The 19178-nt window shown below is 55.7% G+C and carries 17 protein-coding genes; 11 read left to right on the plus strand and 6 right to left on the minus strand.

What is annotated here, in order from left to right:
* Nucleotides 1-232 precede the first annotated feature (232 nt).
* Both BUB13_RS14970 and BUB13_RS14975 read left to right on the plus strand, forming a co-directional pair.
* Nucleotides 233-1063 carry a substrate-binding domain-containing protein gene (locus tag BUB13_RS14970; RefSeq protein WP_072909579.1) on the plus strand — a complete coding sequence of 277 codons (831 nt, stop codon included), beginning with the start codon at nt 233-235 and terminating at the stop codon, nt 1061-1063.
* Nucleotides 1064-1084: 21 nt separating this feature from the next.
* The gene (locus tag BUB13_RS14975; protein ID WP_072909580.1) at nt 1085-3535 is read left to right on the plus strand and encodes an ATP-binding protein; all 2451 of its coding nucleotides are present in this window, start codon (nt 1085-1087) and stop codon (nt 3533-3535) included.
* A gap of 100 nt (nt 3536-3635) precedes the next feature.
* Here the strand turns inward: BUB13_RS14975 and BUB13_RS14980 are convergent, their stop codons facing one another.
* From BUB13_RS14980 to BUB13_RS14990, 3 genes are read right to left on the minus strand one after another with little or no spacing between them, the layout of a single operon-like run.
* Nucleotides 3636-6335: an EAL domain-containing protein gene (locus BUB13_RS14980; protein WP_072909581.1), complete on the minus strand. Its 2700-nt coding sequence runs from the start codon at nt 6333-6335 to the stop codon at nt 3636-3638.
* A gap of 5 nt (nt 6336-6340) precedes the next feature.
* Complete coding sequence (locus BUB13_RS14985; protein ID WP_072909582.1) at nt 6341-6565, minus strand: hypothetical protein; 225 nt, start codon at nt 6563-6565, stop codon at nt 6341-6343.
* A gap of 10 nt (nt 6566-6575) precedes the next feature.
* On the minus strand, nt 6576-7454 hold the full coding sequence (locus tag BUB13_RS14990) for an ethylbenzene dehydrogenase-related protein (protein ID WP_072909583.1): 879 nt from the start codon (nt 7452-7454) through the stop codon (nt 6576-6578).
* 229 nt (nt 7455-7683) lie between these two features.
* Here BUB13_RS14990 and BUB13_RS14995 point away from each other — a divergent pair, with 229 nt between their 5' ends.
* The 5 genes from BUB13_RS14995 (at nt 7684) to BUB13_RS15020 (ending at nt 13623) form a co-directional block, all read left to right on the plus strand.
* The gene (locus tag BUB13_RS14995; RefSeq protein WP_072909584.1) at nt 7684-8739 is read left to right on the plus strand and encodes a type IV toxin-antitoxin system AbiEi family antitoxin; all 1056 of its coding nucleotides are present in this window, start codon (nt 7684-7686) and stop codon (nt 8737-8739) included.
* 4 nt (nt 8740-8743) lie between these two features.
* The gene (locus BUB13_RS15000; RefSeq protein WP_072909585.1) at nt 8744-10426 is read left to right on the plus strand and encodes an ABC-ATPase domain-containing protein; all 1683 of its coding nucleotides are present in this window, start codon (nt 8744-8746) and stop codon (nt 10424-10426) included.
* 101 nt (nt 10427-10527) lie between these two features.
* On the plus strand, nt 10528-12327 hold the full coding sequence (locus tag BUB13_RS15005; RefSeq protein WP_072909586.1) for a chloride channel protein: 1800 nt from the start codon (nt 10528-10530) through the stop codon (nt 12325-12327).
* A gap of 375 nt (nt 12328-12702) precedes the next feature.
* Nucleotides 12703-13182, plus strand: coding sequence for a RuvC family protein (locus tag BUB13_RS15015; RefSeq protein ID WP_072909588.1), 480 nt, complete (start codon nt 12703-12705; stop codon nt 13180-13182).
* 96 nt (nt 13183-13278) lie between these two features.
* Entirely contained in the window at nt 13279-13623 is a 345-nt protein-coding gene (locus BUB13_RS15020; protein WP_072909589.1) for a flagellar basal body rod protein FlgC, read from the plus strand.
* Between the two features lie 76 nt (nt 13624-13699).
* On the opposite strand, the gene BUB13_RS15025 is transcribed toward BUB13_RS15020, so the two are convergent.
* From BUB13_RS15025 to BUB13_RS15035, 3 genes are all read right to left on the minus strand, one after another.
* A complete protein-coding gene (locus BUB13_RS15025) occupies nt 13700-14452 on the minus strand; it encodes a carbonic anhydrase (RefSeq protein WP_072909590.1) in 753 nt (250 codons plus the stop codon).
* A 195-nt stretch (nt 14453-14647) separates the two neighbouring features.
* Nucleotides 14648-15142, minus strand: a complete 495-nt coding sequence (gene yjgA / locus BUB13_RS15030) for a ribosome biogenesis factor YjgA (RefSeq protein WP_072909591.1) — start codon at nt 15140-15142, stop codon at nt 14648-14650.
* Nucleotides 15143-15191: 49 nt separating this feature from the next.
* Nucleotides 15192-15767 carry a PEP-CTERM sorting domain-containing protein gene (locus BUB13_RS15035; RefSeq protein ID WP_072909592.1) on the minus strand — a complete coding sequence of 192 codons (576 nt, stop codon included), beginning with the start codon at nt 15765-15767 and terminating at the stop codon, nt 15192-15194.
* A gap of 160 nt (nt 15768-15927) precedes the next feature.
* On the opposite strand from BUB13_RS15035, the gene BUB13_RS15040 reads away from it, so the two are divergent.
* The 4 genes from BUB13_RS15040 to BUB13_RS15055 all read left to right on the plus strand — a co-directional run bounded on the left by BUB13_RS15040 (nt 15928) and on the right by BUB13_RS15055 (nt 19177).
* On the plus strand, nt 15928-16494 hold the full coding sequence (locus BUB13_RS15040; RefSeq protein ID WP_084092185.1) for an HDIG domain-containing metalloprotein: 567 nt from the start codon (nt 15928-15930) through the stop codon (nt 16492-16494).
* Between the two features lie 11 nt (nt 16495-16505).
* Nucleotides 16506-17258 carry a nickel pincer cofactor biosynthesis protein LarB gene (larB, locus tag BUB13_RS15045; RefSeq protein ID WP_072909593.1) on the plus strand — a complete coding sequence of 251 codons (753 nt, stop codon included), beginning with the start codon at nt 16506-16508 and terminating at the stop codon, nt 17256-17258.
* 252 nt (nt 17259-17510) lie between these two features.
* A complete protein-coding gene (gene larC, locus BUB13_RS15050) occupies nt 17511-18707 on the plus strand; it encodes a nickel pincer cofactor biosynthesis protein LarC (RefSeq protein WP_072909594.1) in 1197 nt (398 codons plus the stop codon).
* Nucleotides 18704-19177: a phosphatidylglycerophosphatase A family protein gene (locus BUB13_RS15055; protein WP_072909595.1), complete on the plus strand. Its 474-nt coding sequence runs from the start codon at nt 18704-18706 to the stop codon at nt 19175-19177. Before larC ends, BUB13_RS15055 begins: the two co-directional genes overlap by 4 nt.
* The last annotated feature ends 1 nt before the right edge of the window (nt 19178 follow it).

A 19178-nucleotide genomic window follows, 5' to 3' on the forward strand; every position in this document is an offset into this window, starting at 1 on the left:
AGAAAAATGGGCAAAAACCGAAATAAAACAAAAGACTATTTGGTCTTTTCAGCGACGGAGAATTACGAACTGATATGGCAACTGCCAGATTGTGGAGCAGAGCGTGAATTTCTCAAGCAAACTTTTCCGACCATTTAAATCATAAATACAGGCAAATCTCGCTTGACAGTCCCCCCACATAAAGCCATGATTACCCTTAAAAACAACCAACTTTCCCAGGGAGCTTTTCACTGTGAAATTTGCTGCATTTTTCTTCCTTCGTAGCCTGCTGCTCGGCTGCCTGTTGATTGCTTCGTATTCGTCTTTTGCATTCGCTGACACCATCACGGTCTCTGGCACGGGTGACAGCCAGCACCTGCTGCGGCAGATTGCCCAAGCTTTTGAGCACAACAATCCACAAAGTAAAATCCTTGTCCCGAACAGTGTCGGCAGCGGCGGCGGCATCAAACTGCTGCAGGCCGACCGCACTGAACTGGCGCGCATCGCCCGGCCATTAAAACCGAAAGAACAGGCTGAAGGCTTGAAGTATCGGACTTTCGCTTACGCCCCGGTCGTCTTTGTCGCCAACCTGCCGGAGCAATGCTTCGAAGACATTTCAACGGAAAATTTTCTCGCCATCCTCAGGGGGGAAATCAACAACTGGAGCCAACTTGGCAACTGCCCGGACAACAAAATCTACATTGCCAACCGGGAAGAGGGAGATTCTTCCAAATCGGTACTGGAGCGGGTGATCCCGCAGATCAACGAGATTGCCAACCCGGCCGGGCGGACCATTTACAGTACCCCGGAAGCCTATGACACCCTGAACCGCTATCCGTACAGCTTCGGCTACCTGCCGAAATCACAGGTACACAAAGGCAACCTGACGATGCTGAAATTCGACGGCACCGAAGCGACCAACAGCAATGTCCAGCAGGGCAGCTACCCGCTAGTGGTGCCCCTCGGCATCGTCTGGAAAGGAACACCGACCGGAACGACCAAAGCCTTTCTCGATTTCCTGTTCGGCGAGGAAGCAAAAGCGATCATGGTAAAACTTGGAGCCGTTCCGGCTGCAGACAAATAAAAACGAAAGCCCTGATTTTCTATGTTCAGCATTCGTCACAGACTTCTCATTCTGCAGTGTGCCACTGTTCTGGCAACCACGATCTTTCTTGGTGCGCTCAGCTACTCCCTGTTTATTCCTGTTGTCTTCAAGCTACAGCAACAGGGGCTGCAGCATGTCTCGCGCGAAGCGTCCAAAGATATCAGCATTTACCTGCAGAACCTCTCCGAGCAACTGGAAAGCCTTGACCTTGAAGGTTTCCACCAAAAGTACGGCGACCTGCCACTGGAAGAGCTGTTCGTTCGCCACTTTTCCAACTTAAGCGACAGTTTCCCGCTGATCAGCTACCTCGATAAAGACAATAACGAGACGGTCCGGCTGGTCAACAGCCGCCCTTCGGAATACTTTTTCGACCTGAAAAAAAACCCGCTGGTCAAAGCGGCGGTGGCTGAACCGAACAAGGTGCAGATCGGCCTGACCCGCTCGGCACCCGGCTTCGACCATCCTTCGCTGCAGCTGGCGATCAGTAAGGTCGGCTATTTCGGTGATGAGTTTTTCGGCACCCTGCTGATCACCATCCCGACGGCAGAGCTGCAAGAGATCATGAAAGCGATCCCGATCCACAGGGAGCAGGGATATATCAGCCTGGTTGACGAACGTCAGGTGCTGCTGAGCGAGAACGAAGGACCGCTGTTCAAAAAACTGAGTTCACCGATCCCGGAAGAACCGGGGCGCTTCCTTTTCCTCGGCGAAGACATGTTCATCGCTGCGCAGCCGGTCGAGCACACCTCGTGGCAGGTGGTTTCCGCCCTGCCTTACAGCGTCTTCTCCAACGAGCTGCAGAATCTGAAAATAATGGCGGGCCTGACCTGCCTGATGGTCACCCTGCTCAGCGTTGGCCTCTCCACCCGGCTGGTACGGCACCTGACCCGCAACATCGAGCTGCTGGTTGATCACATCGAAAAGATCGGCGCCGGCGACTACGATCACCATGTCGAGCTGTACCAGGACCAGGATTTCGAAAAGCTGGGCGAAGCGATCAACACCATGACACAGGACCTGGCGCGCCACCGCAACTCGCAGGAGTCGCTGCAGCAGATCCAGGAATCGATCATCGACCCGTTGCTGATTGCCGACCAGCAGGGCCATATCAAACAGGTCAACCACGCCACCATGGAACTGCTTGGCTGCGAAGAACGTAACCTGATCGGCAAACCTCTGGCCGACCTTTTCCCCGACCCGCCTGAATTGCTGACGGAGGCCAGTTTCGCTTCGGCCCTGCTGCGCAAACGGGTGAACAACGTGGAAACCTACGTTGAAGGCTGCAACGGCAAGCGCATCGCCGTACTCTTCTCCAGCTCACCAGTTCCCGGCCGCAATATTGAAATGGGCATTGTCGGCATCATGAAGAACATCGATGAGCTGGTCAACGCGCGCATCGCCCGCGAACACGCCCTGCGTGAAGCGGAAGATGCTCATCGCCGCATCGACGCTCTGCTCAAATCGGTCGCCGACGGACTGATCGTCACCAACCTTTCAGGCCGCGTGCTGATGCATAACCAGCCGGCCGAAGAGCTGCTCGGCGACCAGGAAAGCCCCAACTTCCAGCGCCTGCTTCAGGCGTTGCCCGAGGCCTCCACGTCCTGCCAGATGCGGCCATTCGACATCTCCATCCCGGCCGATAACAACTCCAAGTGCCGCATCGTCCAGGTCCACAGTTCGCCGGTGCTTGACCACCGCGGTTCGCACACCGGTATGGTTTCGATGCTGCGCGATGTCACCCGCGAGCGGGCGCTGGAACAGATCAAGAACGAGTTCTTCAACACCGCCGCCAACGAGCTGACTTCGCCTCTGACGTCGATCGTCGGCTACAGCGAGCTGCTGCTCGACCGCGAAATCGAAGGCAACTTCAGCTACGACCAGAAGCGCGATTTCGTTGAAGAGATCCTCAGCCGCTCTGAATCGCTGGCAAAAATCATCGACGATCTGCACAACATCAGCCGTTTGGAGTCCGGGCAGCAGATTCCCCTGGAGCAGCAAGCGCTCGACCCCAAGCCGCTGCTGGAAAAAATCGTCCGGCAAACCCAGAACCTCAACAGCAACCGCAGGTTCGAGGTCGAGCTGGAATCGACGGGAGAGATGCAGGTCATGCTGGACGAGCGGCAGATGCAGAAAGTGATGGAGAACCTGCTGAGCAATGCGATCAAATTCTCACCGGAAACCAGTCCGATAAAAATCGTCGGCCGGGTCGAAAACAACGACTACGAGGTCAAAATCATCGACCAGGGGATCGGCATGTCACAGTTCCAGCTGGAAAGGATTTTCGACAAATTCTATCGCAGTGACAATAACACCGCGCCGAAGGTTGGCATCGGTATCGGCATGAGCATCGTCCAGCAGATCATCGAAAGCCACCAGGGCAGCATCCAGGTGGAAAGCCAGCCGAACAGCGGCACCACCGTCACCCTGCTGCTACCGCTGGTGAACGCCTAGCTGCACCAGCCAAACAAAGTATAAAGGGCCGGCTCCCCACAGGGAGACCGGCCCTTTCAATTTCTGCACGTTGCTGTAAAGCGAAGCCATCAGGCAAAGATCAACAGCCGCTCTCCCAACCGTCTTCCTGCTCGACAAAGTCGATAAAATCTGCCACAGGCAACGGCTTGCTGTAGAGGTAGCCCTGAACTTTACGGCAGCCGAGCTGCTGCAGGAACGTCCGCTGCGCCGCAGTTTCCACCCCTTCGGCAACGGTATCGATTTCCAGCTGCCCCGCCATTCCGATGATGGTCTCAACGATTTTTTCGTCGCTCTGATCTCCCGGCAGATCCATAACGAAGCTGCGATCGATCTTCAGGATCTGGATGGGGAAATTCTTCAACTGGGTCAAAGAAGAGTAACCGGTGCCGAAATCATCGATGGCGATGGCAATGCCGAGGGCGCTCAGTTCTTCGATCAGGGCGCGGGCATAGTCAACATCTGTCATCATCGAGCTCTCGGTAATCTCAACCCCAAGAAACTGCGGATCGAGCCCGGTCTCCTGCAAAATTCCCAGCAGAATTGACAGAAAGTTCTTATCCGCAAACTGCTTCGGCGAAACATTGACATACACCCGGAAATCGGCCAGCTGAAAACGCTGGGCGAAATCGGCCGCCAAGCGACAGGCGGTCTGCAGAATCCACTTCCCCAGCGGCAGAATCAGGCCGGTCTCTTCGCACAGCGGGATAAACTCAAAGGGCGGCACCAGCCCGCGCTGCGGGTGGTTCCAGCGCACCAGGCACTCCGCACCTGTCAGGCAGCGGCCATCGATACTCAGCTGCGGCTGCAGGTAAAGCTCGAACTCCTCCCGCTCCAGCGCCTTCCAGAGCGCCTCTTCCAGCGCCAGCCGCTGGCGGGTTTTTTCGTCCATGCTCTGGGTGAAGGCGTGAATCACATTTTTGCCATGCTCTTTAGCCGAGTACATGGCGATGTCGGCGTTTTTCAGCAGATCGTCAACCGTCTCACCATTTTCGGGGTAGGTTGCCATACCGATGCTGACGCCGGTATGGATTTCCCGCCCATCGATGACATGCGCACACGACACCTGTTCCAGCACCCGCTCCGCCAGCATATGAATACAGGCCCGATCCTGCACTTCACCAAGCGCGATGACAAATTCATCGCCACCAATCCGGCTGATGGTGTCTTCGCTGCGGAATATGTTGCGCAGAATCTCGGCAACCCGCTCCAGCAGCTTATCGCCAAAGGCATGGCCAAAGCTGTCATTGACCTTTTTAAAATTATCCAGATCGAGAAACAGAATACCGACAGAATGCTTGTAGCGTCTTGCCTTGGCGATGGCAATTTCCAGTCGATCGGCCAGCAGCAAACGATTCGGCAATCCGGTCAGGGCATCATGGTAAGCCTGGTAGCGAATCGTTTCTTCCTTCTTCTTCAGCTCGCGGATATCATGATAAACCGCAATGTGACCGGCCAGGGAACCGTCTTCGTACGTGTATCGCGATATCGACACCAGCACCGGAATCACATTTCCGAGCGGATCATTCAGAGACAGCTCACCGTCCCAGCTGCCGAGCAGACGCAAGCTCTCGCGGATGTCACGTGAAAACGGGATGGTGGCCTTCGGCCTGAACATATCAGGCCGTTTACCGAGAATTCTCTCGGCAGCAAAACCGGTCATGCGGCAGAATTCAGGGTTAACCTTGACCACTGCCCCGGCAGAGTCGAACACCAGGATTCCCTCTTTTGCATGATCGAAAACCTTGCCCATCAGCAGGAGCTGTTCGTTGGCGGCCTGCAGTTCCTGCGTTCGCTCTTCGACCCGCACCTCGAGGGTGCTGTGCGCCATTTGCAGTTTCGTCTGGCTTTCTACCAGGCTTTCGATGCTCTGGTTCAGCTCCTCATCCTTGCACTGCAGCTGGCTCGCCATTTCGTTAAAAGCCTCGCTCAGCAAAGACAGGTCGGCATCCCTGGCAACATCGAGTCGTTCATTCCAGTGGCCATCGGCGTAACGCTTCATCCCTGCAGCCAATACTTCCAGGCGTTTCCGCAGGGCCCGGCTCAGCAGCATGGCGAGCAAAACCGCAAACAGCAGGCCTGCTCCCAGAAGGATGGTAAAACGCCTCTTCGCCGCATCGGCATCTGCTCGCATCTGCTGGCGCTGGTTTTCGAATCGTTCACTCTCGTCATCGATGATGACGTTCAGGTTGAACTGAATCCGGTCCCACGCTTCACTCAGCTTCTTGATCTCATCGCCGAGATAGGAGAGATTCGGATCGAACGACCAGACATTGTAAATCCCCAGCAGGTTCAGTTTCAGCAGACGAATATCATCCCGCAGACGCTTGAACTCGGCAGCGACCTCAGCGTGACCTAGGGTTTCGTTCATCGTCTCCAGAAGGTCAAGGTCGTCTGTTGCGCTATCCAGGATGCGGACAATGGTCTGGGGCTGATGCACCGCGATCTGCTCAACCTGACGGAACTGATCATCTAGCACATGAGCCAACTCTTCCAGAACCTTCAACAGGTTCTGATTTGCCGGCAGGGCCATCAGGCCGGAGTCGAGCTGGAGAGACATCATCTGACTGAGGATTGTCGACAGCTGGCTCTGCACCATATCGGCCAGAATCTGTCGGTCTGAAGAAAACAGCCTGTCCGCTTCGGCATAAAACGCGAGGGCGATTTTCAACCTGGGAAAGCTGTCGGCAAGCTGCTCCATCTGGTTGAGTCGCGGGGAGCCGGCATTGATCTGCAGCAGCTTGGTAGAAATTATAGCCGCCTGCTCACAAACCGAGAGCAAGCTGTCTATCGAGATATAACCTTCAGTGACATCGTAAAAAAAAAGTTGGATGAAGCGGTGAGCGTACGATCGACCCGCTCCAGGGTTTCGAAGCGCGCAACAACCTCCGTCGCAAGCTGATCGATCTCCTGCTGCTTGTTTTCAATCTGCAGATAGGCCAGCGCTGCCAGCACCAGTTGAACACCGAGCAGCAGCGCCAGTCCGAGATTTTTTATGGCGCGAAAAGACATCTAAACTCGATCAGGGCTGGAAGCTCAAGCGCAGAAGTTCACCAACTTCACCAGAGCCGAACAGCGGCACGTCACTTTCTGTTTCAGGTTCCGGTTGCCGCCCGGCTATTTCGTAGCGACTGACCCCGAAAAGGTACTGCCCATCCAGGTTCATCTGCAGATCGTCATCATTGCCGGTCTGCAGCTTGCGAGCGAATTCAATGGTCCAGCGGCCGTCCTGCCAGTATCCCTTAGCGCGCACATCAGCACGGCTTCCGCCCGGTTCGACAAGATCATATTTAGCGACCTGATTTTCCGTGTAAGCGGCCTGCAATTTCGGTTTATAGGCGGAGCTGCCCTTGTCGCCGTTGCGCAGCAGGTAAAAAACCTTGCCCGATTTCGACAACAGCAGCAGGGATTTCTTGCTGCGACTGGTGGTGTAGTGCTGAATCTTGTCGTCAGCGTAGCCTGCATGATCGGTGCGATGCGCTTTCCAGTACCAGACATCGGCCCGGTAAGGGCGATCGGAGGACAGGGTCAAATCAGCGTCCTGCCCCGACATTGCCCATTTCAAGACGAAAGAGTCTTCTCGCGTCGGCCCGTTCTGGTAGCTGTTCAGCTCCGGCTTCCAGACCAACGCCCGATGCAGGCGACTCTCATCGGCATCCGGGAACTCAACCAGAAAATAGAGATGCTCGCCATCGTGGGCCGCTTTAAGCTGCAGCGGAATCTTGGCCACCACATCGTTAACCGTTACCGGTGCGATCTGCTGCCAGAACGATTCATCAGCATGACCATCGATCTGCGGCGCAGAAGTAATCCGCTTGGCGACAACAGGTTGCTCGGCAAATACGGCCGCGGAAAAAAACAGGGACAGGCAAACAAAGGCACAGGTGAGACCAGTACGCATAAACAAACCTCCATTAGAATATCTTTAGAAGAATATTGACAAACAAGAATACTGTCAACCGCAAACAGCTTTCTTGATAACAAAACTGTCACTTTGCCAACAGCCGGATGCCGGAAAATACCCATGCCTCGGGCTTGACAAACGCAGAAACGTTTTGTTCAATTCAAACAGAACAAACAATTTGTGAACAATTTACTATTGATGAACAAAAAAATAAGGAAAGAAGGAAATGTCTCGACAGAAACTGCTGAATGACGAGCAAATCATTTACGACAGCATGAAAGCGATCCGCAACCTGCCGCAAAGCAAAATCGAGTTCATGCTGAAGAAAGTGGGCGGACCTTTTGCTGGCACCTTTCGCCTCTCCGGCCCCTGGGGTGAATATTACTACTACCTGAAAGTTGTCCCGAAGCTCACCCCCACTCTGACCGAACTGGTCATCCACCAGATTAAAACCAGCCCGGCGCCGCAGGACGCCAACCCTCTTCTGGTCAGCCACTACATTTCGCCCAAACTGGCCGCACAGCTGAAACAACAGGGAATTGAATACGTCGACTGCGCCGGCAACCTGTTTCTCAACCAGCTCCCGCTTTATATTGAGATCGGCGGCCAGAAGCATGCACCGAAACCGCCGGGAGCCGATCGCCTGTTCCGCACAGCCGGGCTGAAACTGGTCTACCTGTTTCTGCGCAACCGGCAGGCGGTCAACGCCACCTATCGCATGCTGGCGGACGACGCCGGGATCGCCCTCGGCGCCATCGGCAGCCTGTTCGGCGAGCTGGAAAAGCGCGGCAACGTCAGCAGTGAAAAGGGTGAGCGCCAGCTGCACGCCATCGAAGAACTGCTGCAACGCTGGCAGCTCGGCTACCTGGAAACCCTGCGACCGAAGCTGACCCTGCAGCGTTGCCAACTCGCCCCCGGCTACAGCATCGCACAACTGACAGAGCGACTGAAACAGCTGCCCAACAGCAAACAGATACTGATCGGCGGCGAGCTGGGCGCGTCGCTTTTAGTCAGCGGTTTTCAACCACAAAGCGCGGTTTTCTACCTGCCGCAGGAACACCAGCTGAAGCTGATGCTACAGCTCAACCTGACCCCCGATCCGCAAGGCAGTATCACCCTGCTGCAGCCGTTCGGCCGTCAGTGCAGCTGGACCGGCTGGCAACCGGAAGGCCTGACCCTGGCCGACCCGCTGCTGACCTTCGCCGAACTCTCCGGCAGCGAAACCGACCAGGTGGCGCAGAAGCTTTACAGCCAGTACCTGGTGCCGCGACTGGACCGCTGATCTTATGGAACGGCTGCGGAGCAAAATACAGAAGGTCGAGGGGCGCGGTTACAAAGCCTACAAAGAGCTGCAGGGCGAGTACGATTTCGGCAACTTCCGCCTCAGTATCGACCATGTGCAGGGAGACCCTTTCGCCCTGCCGTCACGCATCAGCGTACAGCTTTCCGCGCAGCAACACGGCATCCCGGCAAAAATGCACGGCAGCCGCATCCGCACGACGGCGCTGGAAGATTACCTCGCCCGTTGCGTCAGCAAAGCAATCAGCAAACATGTCAAAGGCAAAAGAGGCACCGGCCGCAGCGGTGAAATAGCGATCAGCTGTAACGGCCAGCAGGTGCTGCGACGCAACGCCGTGATCGTCGATGACCATCAACTCGAAGCCCGGCTGCTGTTCGCTCTGCCCGGCACCGGCCGCTCAATTCCGCCGAAACAGGCGGCGCAGATGTTTTTCCACGAACTGCCGCAAATAATCGCCGAGGGCCTGACCTGGCGGGAGCGTGATCGCGAGCAGATGTGCAGCCACGTCGAGCAGCTGGAAGATCAGCAGGCGCTGCGCGAACAGCTTACGGCAGCCGGTGCGGTCGCCTTTGTCGCTGACGGTTCGTTGCTCGCTCGCCGCAGCGGCATCGATGACCGGCCGATGAGCTCCGCGGTGCCAACGGCTTCACCCGGCAGCTTGCGAAAAAGCTTCACCCTGCCAAATCGGGGAGCAGTCGCTGGCATGGCAATCCCGCCCGGAGTCACCCTGATCGTCGGCGGCGGCTTTCACGGCAAATCGACCCTGCTGCAGGCGCTGGAACTGGGCATCTACAACCAGGTTCCGGGCGACGGTCGTGAGCTGGTCGCGACCATCCCATCGGCGGTGAAAATCCGCGCCGAAGATCACCGCGTGATCAACAAGGTCGATATCAGCCCTTTCATCGGCACCCTGCCCGGCAACCGGGCGACAGACCAGTTTTCCACCGACAACGCCAGCGGCAGCACTTCTCAGGCGGCCAATATTATCGAAGCACTGGAATGCGGCTGCAACTGCCTGCTGATCGATGAAGACACCTCGGCAACCAACTTCATGATCCGCGACGCCCGCATGCAACAACTGGTGCCGGACACGCAGGAACCGATCACCCCGCTGCAGCACCGGGTGCGCCAACTCTATCAGCAGGAAGGGGTTTCATCGATCATCGTCTGCGGCGGCTCCGGTGATTATCTCTCGGTTGCCGATACCGTCATCATGCTTGACAACTACCATTTGCAGGATGTCAGTGCGCAGGCAAAAAGGCTGGCTGGCCCGGCACCGAAATCTGCCGACGAAAGATCACTCCGCCCCGCAAAGCTGCGCCAGGTTTCGCTTGCTGTCAGTGGCCGCGAAGGCAGGGAGGCAAAAATCCAGGTGCGGGAGAAACGACTGCTCGACTACGGTCGCAAGCGCATCGACCTGTCGAAAGTCGAACAGCTGGTCGACGCCGGGCAGACCGAAGCGATCGGCCGCTTGCTGCATGACAGTTTCAAAAATGACCCGCAGCAGCCTGATGGACTTCGCGCCACCCTGGAACAGGCGTTGACCAATGTGGATAAAAAAGGGCTCGACATCCTGCTGCCGTGGAAAGCAGGACACCTGGCCATGCCACGGCTTTACGAACTGATGGCGGCAGCGAACCGGTTACGCGAGTCAAAAAAACCACACTAAAAAGTGCGATAAGCCGCCATTCCCCCCTTGTTCCCCCGGCGCAAAACTGTTAAAAATCAAGCCTGTTTTTTACTATGACTGTATTTTTTTAAGGTTTTTCCATGCCGATTATCAGCGGCCTGCTTAAAGTTCTCGACAAAACCGGCTTCCGCCTGCTGGTTTTGGCATCCGTTGTCGGCATTGTCTCCGGTTGTGGAGCGCTTCTTTTCTACTTCGCCACCAACAGCGTTGAACACCTGATGCTGGGAAAAATCGGTGCATTTCATCCTCCCCTCGAAGGCACGCCCGAATCCTCCTTCACGACCTTTATTGGCGATCTCTCTGCTCCTTACCGCTGGTGCCTGTTTCTCGTTCCGGCCGTCGGTGGACTTTTTTCCGGCTGGCTGGTCTACAAATACGCCCCGGAAGCGGAGGGTCACGGTACTGACGGCGCACTGGAAGCCTTCCACCGCAAGCGGGGCGTCATCCGCGGGCGGGTCCCGATTGTCAAAACCATCGCTTCGATCGTCACTATCGGCACTGGTGGCTCAGCTGGCCGCGAGGGTCCGATCGCCCAGATCGGTGCCGGCTTCGGTTCCTTTGTCGCCACCAAGCTGGGGCTCTCGACCATGGACCGGCGCATCCTGCTGCTGGCAGGTATGGCGGGCGGTGTCGGTGCGACCTTCCGTTCACCGCTGGGCGGCGCACTGTTCGCCGTCGAAGTCCTCTACCGCGATCCGGAGTTCGAGCACGAAGGTTTAATCCCCTGCATCATCTCATCGATCACCGCTTACTCGTTGTTTGGTGCTGTGACCGGCTGGGAGCCGCTCCTCGACACACCGCTTTTCCGCTTCGATCATCCTGCTGAGCTGCTGCTGTATCTTGCGCTCGGTGTCTGCTGCGCCCTGCTCGGCGTGGTTTATGTCAAAACCTTTTATGGCGTGCGCGACCTGTTCAAACTGCTGCCGGTTGACAACTGGCTGAAGCCGGCAATCGGCGGTCTGGCCCTCGGCCTGCTTGCCATGTTCATCCCGCAGGTTCTTGGTTCCGGCTACGGCTGGGTGCAGGCCGCCCTGTACGGAAAAATGGCGCTCTGGGTCATGTTGGTGGTCGCGCTGGCAAAAATCATCGCCACCAGCCTGACAATCTCTTCCGGCGGCTCTGGCGGCGTTTTTGCCCCGTCGCTGGTGATCGGCGCCATGCTCGGTGGGGCCTTCGGCGCATCGGCGGAAATTCTCTTCCCCGCCCTGACCCAGGACCCGCGTGCTTACGTGTTGGTCGGCATGGCCGGATTCTTCGCCGGAGTCGCCAACGCGCCGATCGCGACATTGATCATGGTCAGCGAGCTGACCGGCAACTACGGCCTGCTCGCCCCGCTGATGCTGGTCTGCGTCGTCGCCATGATCGTCATGCGCAAAAACAGCATCTACGAAAAACAGGTCGCCGGCAGATTCGATTCGCCAGCCCACATGGGTGATTTCGTCATCGATGTGCTGGAGGGGATCACCGTTCGCAAGCTGGCGCGAAAGGGGCGCAAACCGACCCTGATCCCGGAAGGAATGACCCTTCCGGACATTCTCGACAAGATTGCCTCGGCTAAAACAGCCTACTATCCCGTCATCAATAAGGATGGTCAGATGACCGGCATTTTCTCGGTCAACGATATCCGGCGGATCTTGAATGAAGATATCCCGCCGACCCTTGTCATTGCTGGCGACATGGCGACCAAGAACGTGATCAGTGCGACACCGGATGAGCACCTGACGGAAGTCATGAAAAAACTGACGGCGCGCAACCTGGACGAGATTCCGGTGGTCGACAGTGAAGATCCACAAAAGGTGCTGTATATGCTGTCACGACGAACGCTGTTGGCGCACTATGCGGAGCAGGTGGAGAAAACGAAGGAGGAGTTTACGGAGTAAGTTTCTGCTTACGTTTTGCAACATCAAAGAAAACGATGAGACTGTCTTCGACTCCAAATGAACGGATCGATTCACCAATGACCAGTGACTGTTGTGAACTGAAAGGGGCCCAAATTGGGGCAGCGCTAATCGCACACCAGCGCATTGCGAGCTTGCTCGCTGCGATCCCGCCGGTTTTAACCGAAAGGGTACACAGTAAGTTGATTTGCAGCAAGGCGGATGAACCCCACTGGGTTTCAATCTTCTACAGATAAAAAGAGCATTTTTGCTTCCTTTTTGTTGCGATTGACAAAAAGGAAGGCGCCTGGCGGGGCGCAACCCGCCGACTTTGAAGTAAGCTCAGTGTGAGCACTCGAGCCACAACTTTAAACGACCATGAGCAACGAAAAACTCCATCATTTATTAGCCGTCGATGTCGGTCTCCACACCGGCCTCGCCCTTTTCTCCGAAAACGCCGAGCTGCTCTGGTACCGCTCCCACCACCTCTCTTCCCCGGCAAAGCTGAAAAAAGTCATCGGCAAACTACTCCGCGAACAACCCCGTCCGACCCACGTATTGCTGGAAGGTGGCGGCCCACTGGCCGAACTCTGGATAACGGAAGCCGACAAACTCAGCATCGAAACAACCCAGATCCACGCCCAGCAATGGCGTAATCGGCTTTTCTATTCACGCCAGCATCGCAGTGGCTCACAAGCCAAAAGAGAGGCGGACGGGCTGGCCCGTCAGGTGATCGAGCAGCTCGGCGGGAAAAAACCAACCAGCTTGCGCCACGATACTGCCGAAGCAATCCTCATCGGCCTTTTCGGTCTACTGGAACTCGGCTGGCTGGTGCAGTGGCCGATAAAAAAAGATTAGAAAACAGGCTGATAGCATTCAAAAAGAAAACATTAGCGTTGACAAATCTTTATTTTTACCGCACCCTGCAAGAACACTCTCATAAAGGAGCGGACCATGCCTTTATCGGTCAGCAACAATATCAGTGCTCTCAACGCCCTGTCGACCAAGCAAGCGGTCAGCAGCAACAACATCGCCAACGCTGAATCGAGTAAATTCAAAAAATCGACAGCGGTGCTGGAAGAAGGTCAGAACGGCGCAGTTTCCGCCAAAGTACAAAAGGTCAACACACCGGGCGTGATGATCAATCAACCTGACGGTACCGTTGAAGAGCTGTCGAATGTCGATCTTGGGCAGGAACTGACCGGTATGATCCCGACTCAGCGCGGCTACGAAGCCAACCTGAAAGCCCTGCAGGCACAAGGCGAAATGGAAGACACCACTCTCGATCTGATCGGCTGAGACAACCTTATCCACAAAAACAAAGGCCGCTCCCCATCTTGGGCAGCGGCCTTTTAATTTTCACGTCCAACAAAAACTACTTGTACACGACACGGCCGTTGAGCGGCTGAATCGGACGCTTGGTTTCCTGATCATTGAAAAAGCTGCGGAACTTGGCGATTTGCGCCGGCGAGACGGTCGGATTATTCTGCAGCACCATCCACTTGACTCCTTCGGAGCAGGGAGGAGTGGTCAGTGAACCGGTGAATCCATAGTAATCGGCGCTCTCCGGCAACAGGTCGGAAACGTTGATCGAAGCGCTGCCGACGGTTGTCGTCGAGTTGACTTTCGACGGCGTATAGCCCCACAGGCGCTCCAGTAACGGGTTGGCGGCACCTTCCTCGAACAGAATCCCGACAACAGCCAGGCTACCGTCAGTAGCCTGGTGCACGAGATGAGCTTCCAACGGGAAATAGCTGCCCTCGACTTTATTTTCGCTCAAACTGTGGAAGTGGAACTGCAGCAACTGGTAGGTTTTTCCGTCAACCGAGATGCTGCTGCCCTCGCCGTAATTGGCCTTGATAGTATGACCATTGTTGATCACGGCCAGGGTGGTGTCTTCATAGTTAAAGGTCAGTTCCGGCTGGTCCGCCTCGACGGCACTGACAATATCGATCGGAGTCTGGCTTTTGCCGTCTTTACACATGTGAAAATCGGGAGACAGGTCACCCCAGTACTCCGGCCCGATATCCCCGTGGTATCCCCAGTGAACTTCACCGCCATGACCGCCGGCAAAAGCGACCGGGACCAAAGCGACCATCAGGAAAACTGCAAGCAAAACATTCTTCATCCCCATTCCTCCCTGCTATAAATGTTATCGGCATGGCCGACCAATCAGTCACCGCCAATCGCGGCAACCCAAATGACAGAAATCAACAAAGACAAAAACAAAGTCGATCTACACGCTGCGTGAATATACGTGAGGCCGACAGCGGATTCCATCACTTTATCATTAAATTTAACACAGGAAAGTTTGGAATGATTTCTAATCCATATCACGTAACCTTTTGAATATTTCTCGATATGCCCTCTTATCCCCATGCTGATGAACAGAGCGTGACAAGCGGGAGATTGCCTTTCGATCAACATTCGGATAAAGGTCGAGCATTTCTGCAAATGCCGTCTCAAACGTCTGTGCATCACACAACCGGTCACGCAATTTTTCCAACTGATGGAATTCGTGCTTCTCGCTGCGCGCGACCTGGTCGAGGTTTTGCAACTGCGTCATCAACTGCAGCAGTTCGTCCTCCTGTTTGCGCAGATAGCCCGCCAGATGCTTCACCTGCCGCTTGTGCGAACTTCGCCCTTTGGTTTCACGTGCCTCGACCACCTCTACGGTCAGATCTTCCGACAGCTGCAACTGGCCGAAAGCCTTATCCGACATACTCGACAGCTGATCGGCGATCTTCTCCACCTCTTTCGCCATTTGTTTCTTTTTCGTCCGGCTTAAGGGCAGCTCTTCCTGGTATTCTTCGCTCATGACATCCTCCGACTTCGATGCCTGAAGCTACCGCGAGCGGAACGAGCAGTCAACCAGAGTGGCACCTGCGCCAGAAAAACAGGCCGGCAACACCGCTACCGAACAGTAAATAAGTTGAGGGTTCGGGAGTTGGGACGGGAGTGAAATCGACGGTCAAAGTTGTTACTCGAAAAGAGCTTCCCTCGCTTGCCTTAATACCAAACATTTGGCTGCTCAGGTTGTGGGCTGTAAAATCAAAAAAACCATCTTTATCACCAATGCGCAAAATGTCTTCAACTTCCCCGAATTGATCACCATCCCCAAGGGAAAAAGCAAATGCATCACCTACATCAACCCAATAAAAAGAGGCATCAACAAGTCGAACCTTTTCACTGAATGAAAACCACAAAGCTTCGAACGCGCCGTCCCCATCCAAAGTCCCACTATCGCTACCACCGGCATCGACCCCCAAACCGCGACTGGTATCAGTCACAGTCGCCAGTCCGGCGCTGACATTGAGCGTCAGATCTGCTTTAGGAAAATAATAATCGCTTGGAGAATCGCTGAAATCAAAGGTAACAGGAATAGCAAAGGCAGGAAAAACAGACAGCAGACAAACGAATAGACATAACACCACAACTCTCATAAGAGCCCCCTCCATTTGAGTGAATTGACGTGACAAAAATCTTCATTAAATTATTTATCTGGCAGTATACTTCCCCTCTCTGACAAAATTCTGAATGACGCTTTGGCCGCACTCGCTTTTTTGCTATGCTTGCAATTCTGCCTAAAAGGAGCAAAAGCTGATGGACTACGGAATTACCCGCGAACGTTCGCTTGAACTGCTGAACCAGCATTTAAAAAACCAAAACCTGGTCAAACACTGCCTTGCCAGTGAAGCGGTGATGCGTGCCTTGGCCAAGCACCTCAATGAAGATGTCGAGCTCTGGGGACTGACCGGTCTGCTGCATGATCTCGATGTGGAAATGACCCTTGATGACATGGAAAAACACACCCACGAAACCGTTCGCATCCTGCGCGAAGAAGGCGTCGCTGAAGAGATTCTCGAAGCGATCCGCATGCACAATGAAATGGCTCACGGCGACAAGCGCAGCGAAAAATTTCACCACGCACTGGCGGCGGGAGAAACCATCACCGGGCTGATCACCGCAACGGCGCTGGTTTACCCGGATAAGAAGCTGGCCAGCGTAAAACCGAAATCGGTGCGCAAACGCTACAAAGAAAAGCAGTTTGCCGCCGGGGCAAACCGCGAAATCATCGCTGAATGCGAACAGCTCGGCATCCCGATTCCCGAGTTTTGCGACATCTGCCTGGAAGCGATGAAGGGCATTTCTGACGATCTCGGTCTTTAGAGGATAAGCGTTTGAACAGCAAAGACCTGACCAGACTACTGCAATCTCTGGCCGACGGCCACATCAGCGTGGAAGATGGCGTCAACCAGCTGAAAAAACTGCCGTTCGAAGACTTAGGTGTCGCCCAGATCGATCACCACCGTGAACTGCGTCAGGGCGTACCCGAAATCATTCTCGGCGAGAGCAAAAGTCTGGATCAGCTGAAAACCATCATCGCCGCCATGCAGCGCAACGGAAGCAACATCCTGGCCACCCGGGTCGATGCCGAAAAAGCGACCGCACTCTGCAACCAGTTCCCGGAAGCGGAATACAACGTCGACGCCCGCGCCTTCTGCCTGATACAGCAGAAAATTGAGAACAGCGGTGCAGGCAAAATACTGATCGTCTGCGCCGGGACCTCTGATCTGCCGGTCGCCAAAGAAGCCGCCATCACCGCACGCATGCTCGGCAACGAGGTCGAAGAACTGGTCGATGTCGGGGTCGCCGGCATCCATCGCCTGCTGGCGAAAAGCGATCAATTGCAGAAAGCCGCCGTCATCATCGTCGTTGCCGGCATGGAAGGGGCACTCCCCTCCGTCGTCGGCGGACTGGTCGCCGCCCCGGTCATCGCCGTCCCCACATCGGTCGGTTACGGCGCAGCCTTCGGCGGCATCGCCGCCCTGCTCGGCATGCTCAACAGCTGCGCAAGTGGCGTAACGGTAGTAAATATAGACAACGGCTTCGGCGCGGCTTTCGCAGCCAACCGAATTAACCGCAAAGGCTGACACAGCACCCCCGTGTGACGCAGCCGAAGCGAAATGAAGTTTTGCAGGGTTTCAAGGAAAAACTGTCTGAGGCGTAGCCGAGTTTTTTTCCGTGCTGCAAAACGCAATGCAGCGCAGGGAACCCGAAGGGCAAGGAGGTCGGGCGCCCTTTTCTGCTTACTCTTTTGTGGCGCGACAAAAGAGTAAGGCGCGGTGTGGGCGCGCAAGCCCACGACCTTGACTTTGACCTTAAAAAGGACAGCATAAATAGAAATGAGAACACTCTACCTCGACACCTTCTCCGGCATCTCCGGCGACATGTTCCTCGGCCTGCTAATAGACCTCGGCCTCCCCCTCGAGCGCCTGCAGACGGAACTGAAAAAACTCCCGTTAACCGGTTACGAACTAAAAGTCGACCGCGAACAACGCCACGGCATCGAAGGTTGCCGCCTGCAGGTGGTCCACGAAGAAGGTCACCACCACCGCAGCTGGAGCACCATCGACAAAATGCTCGAAGGCAGCGAACTGGATGAACAACCGAAACAGACCGCCCGCCGTTTCTTTCGCCGCCTCGGCGAAGCGGAAGCCAAGGTTCACGGCATCGATATCGACAAAGTTCACTTCCACGAAGTTGGCGCCATCGACGCCATCGTCGACCTGACCGGTGCCGCTATTGGCCTGTACCTTCTCGGCATCGAAAAACTGCTCTGCAGTCCGCTGCCGCTTTCCCGCGGCATGAGTAAATGCGCCCACGGTGCCCTGCCGCTGCCCGCACCGGCCGTACTGAAAATGCTGCACGGTCTGCCGATCGTCAGCAGCGGAAGCGATAAAGAACTGGTCACGCCGACCGGCGCCACCATCGTCACCGAACTGGCAGAGTTCTGCGAGCTGCCACAGCTGACCATCGACCGCACCGGCTACGGTGTCGGCGGCTGGCAACTGGAGGATCGCCCCAACCTGCTGCGCGGCATTCTCGGCGAAATGGTCGAGGACGCCACGCAAACCGACCGGGTGCAACTGCTGGAAACCCACATCGATGATTCCACGGCGGAGCAGCTCGGCTACCTGCTGGAGCAGCTGTTCGACGCCGGCGCGCTTGATGCAGCCTACAGCCCGCTGCAGATGAAAAAAAATCGCCCCGCCCATCGACTGACCGTGGCCTGCGAGCCGGGCTGTGCGGAGAAGCTCGCCAAGCTGATTATGCACCAGAGCAGTGCCATCGGCGTTCGCAGCACCAGCTGCAACCGCTTCAGGCTACATCGCCGCACGGCAACTGTCGCTACCGAGCTGGGCGAAGCGCAGGTCAAGCTGCTTTACGACGGTGACCGCTTTCTGCGCCTGAGCGCCGAGTACGAGGATTGCCGCAAACTTGCCCAAACCAGCAAGCTGCCGCTGCAACAGGTCTACCGCCTGGTGGAAAACGCGGCCTATCAACAACTGCAACCGGAGACGAATGGGAAACCGGCATGAATGACATCGCACAGGGCGCACAGCGCAAATTGATTCTCTTTCTTGCCAGTAACGCCGGCCTCGGTTACGCCCCGGTCGCCTCCGGCACCTTCGGCAGCTTGATGGGCATCCCCTTCTTCTACTACATCTCCGGCTTCAACTGGTTCCTGCAACTGCTCACTTTCATCGCCCTGCTGTTTTTGAGCTTTTGGAGTTGCAACGAAGCAGGTAAAATCTATGGCGAAGCGGATGACGGCCGGATCGTCATCGATGAACTGATCGGCTACCTCGCGGCAGTGCTCTTTCTGCCTTTTTCCTGGGGCACCGCTATCATCGCCTTTTTCTGGTTCCGGCTATTCGATATCACCAAGCCACAACCGGCGAAATGGTTCGACAAAGAGATGAAAAACGGCGTTGGCGTCACCCTCGACGATCTTGTTGCCGGAATTTACGCAGCGATTGCGCTGCGCCTTTGCTTGTGGATTTTTTAAC

The organism is Malonomonas rubra DSM 5091 (assembly GCF_900142125.1).
GTDB lineage: Bacteria > Desulfobacterota > Desulfuromonadia > Desulfuromonadales > Geopsychrobacteraceae > Malonomonas > Malonomonas rubra.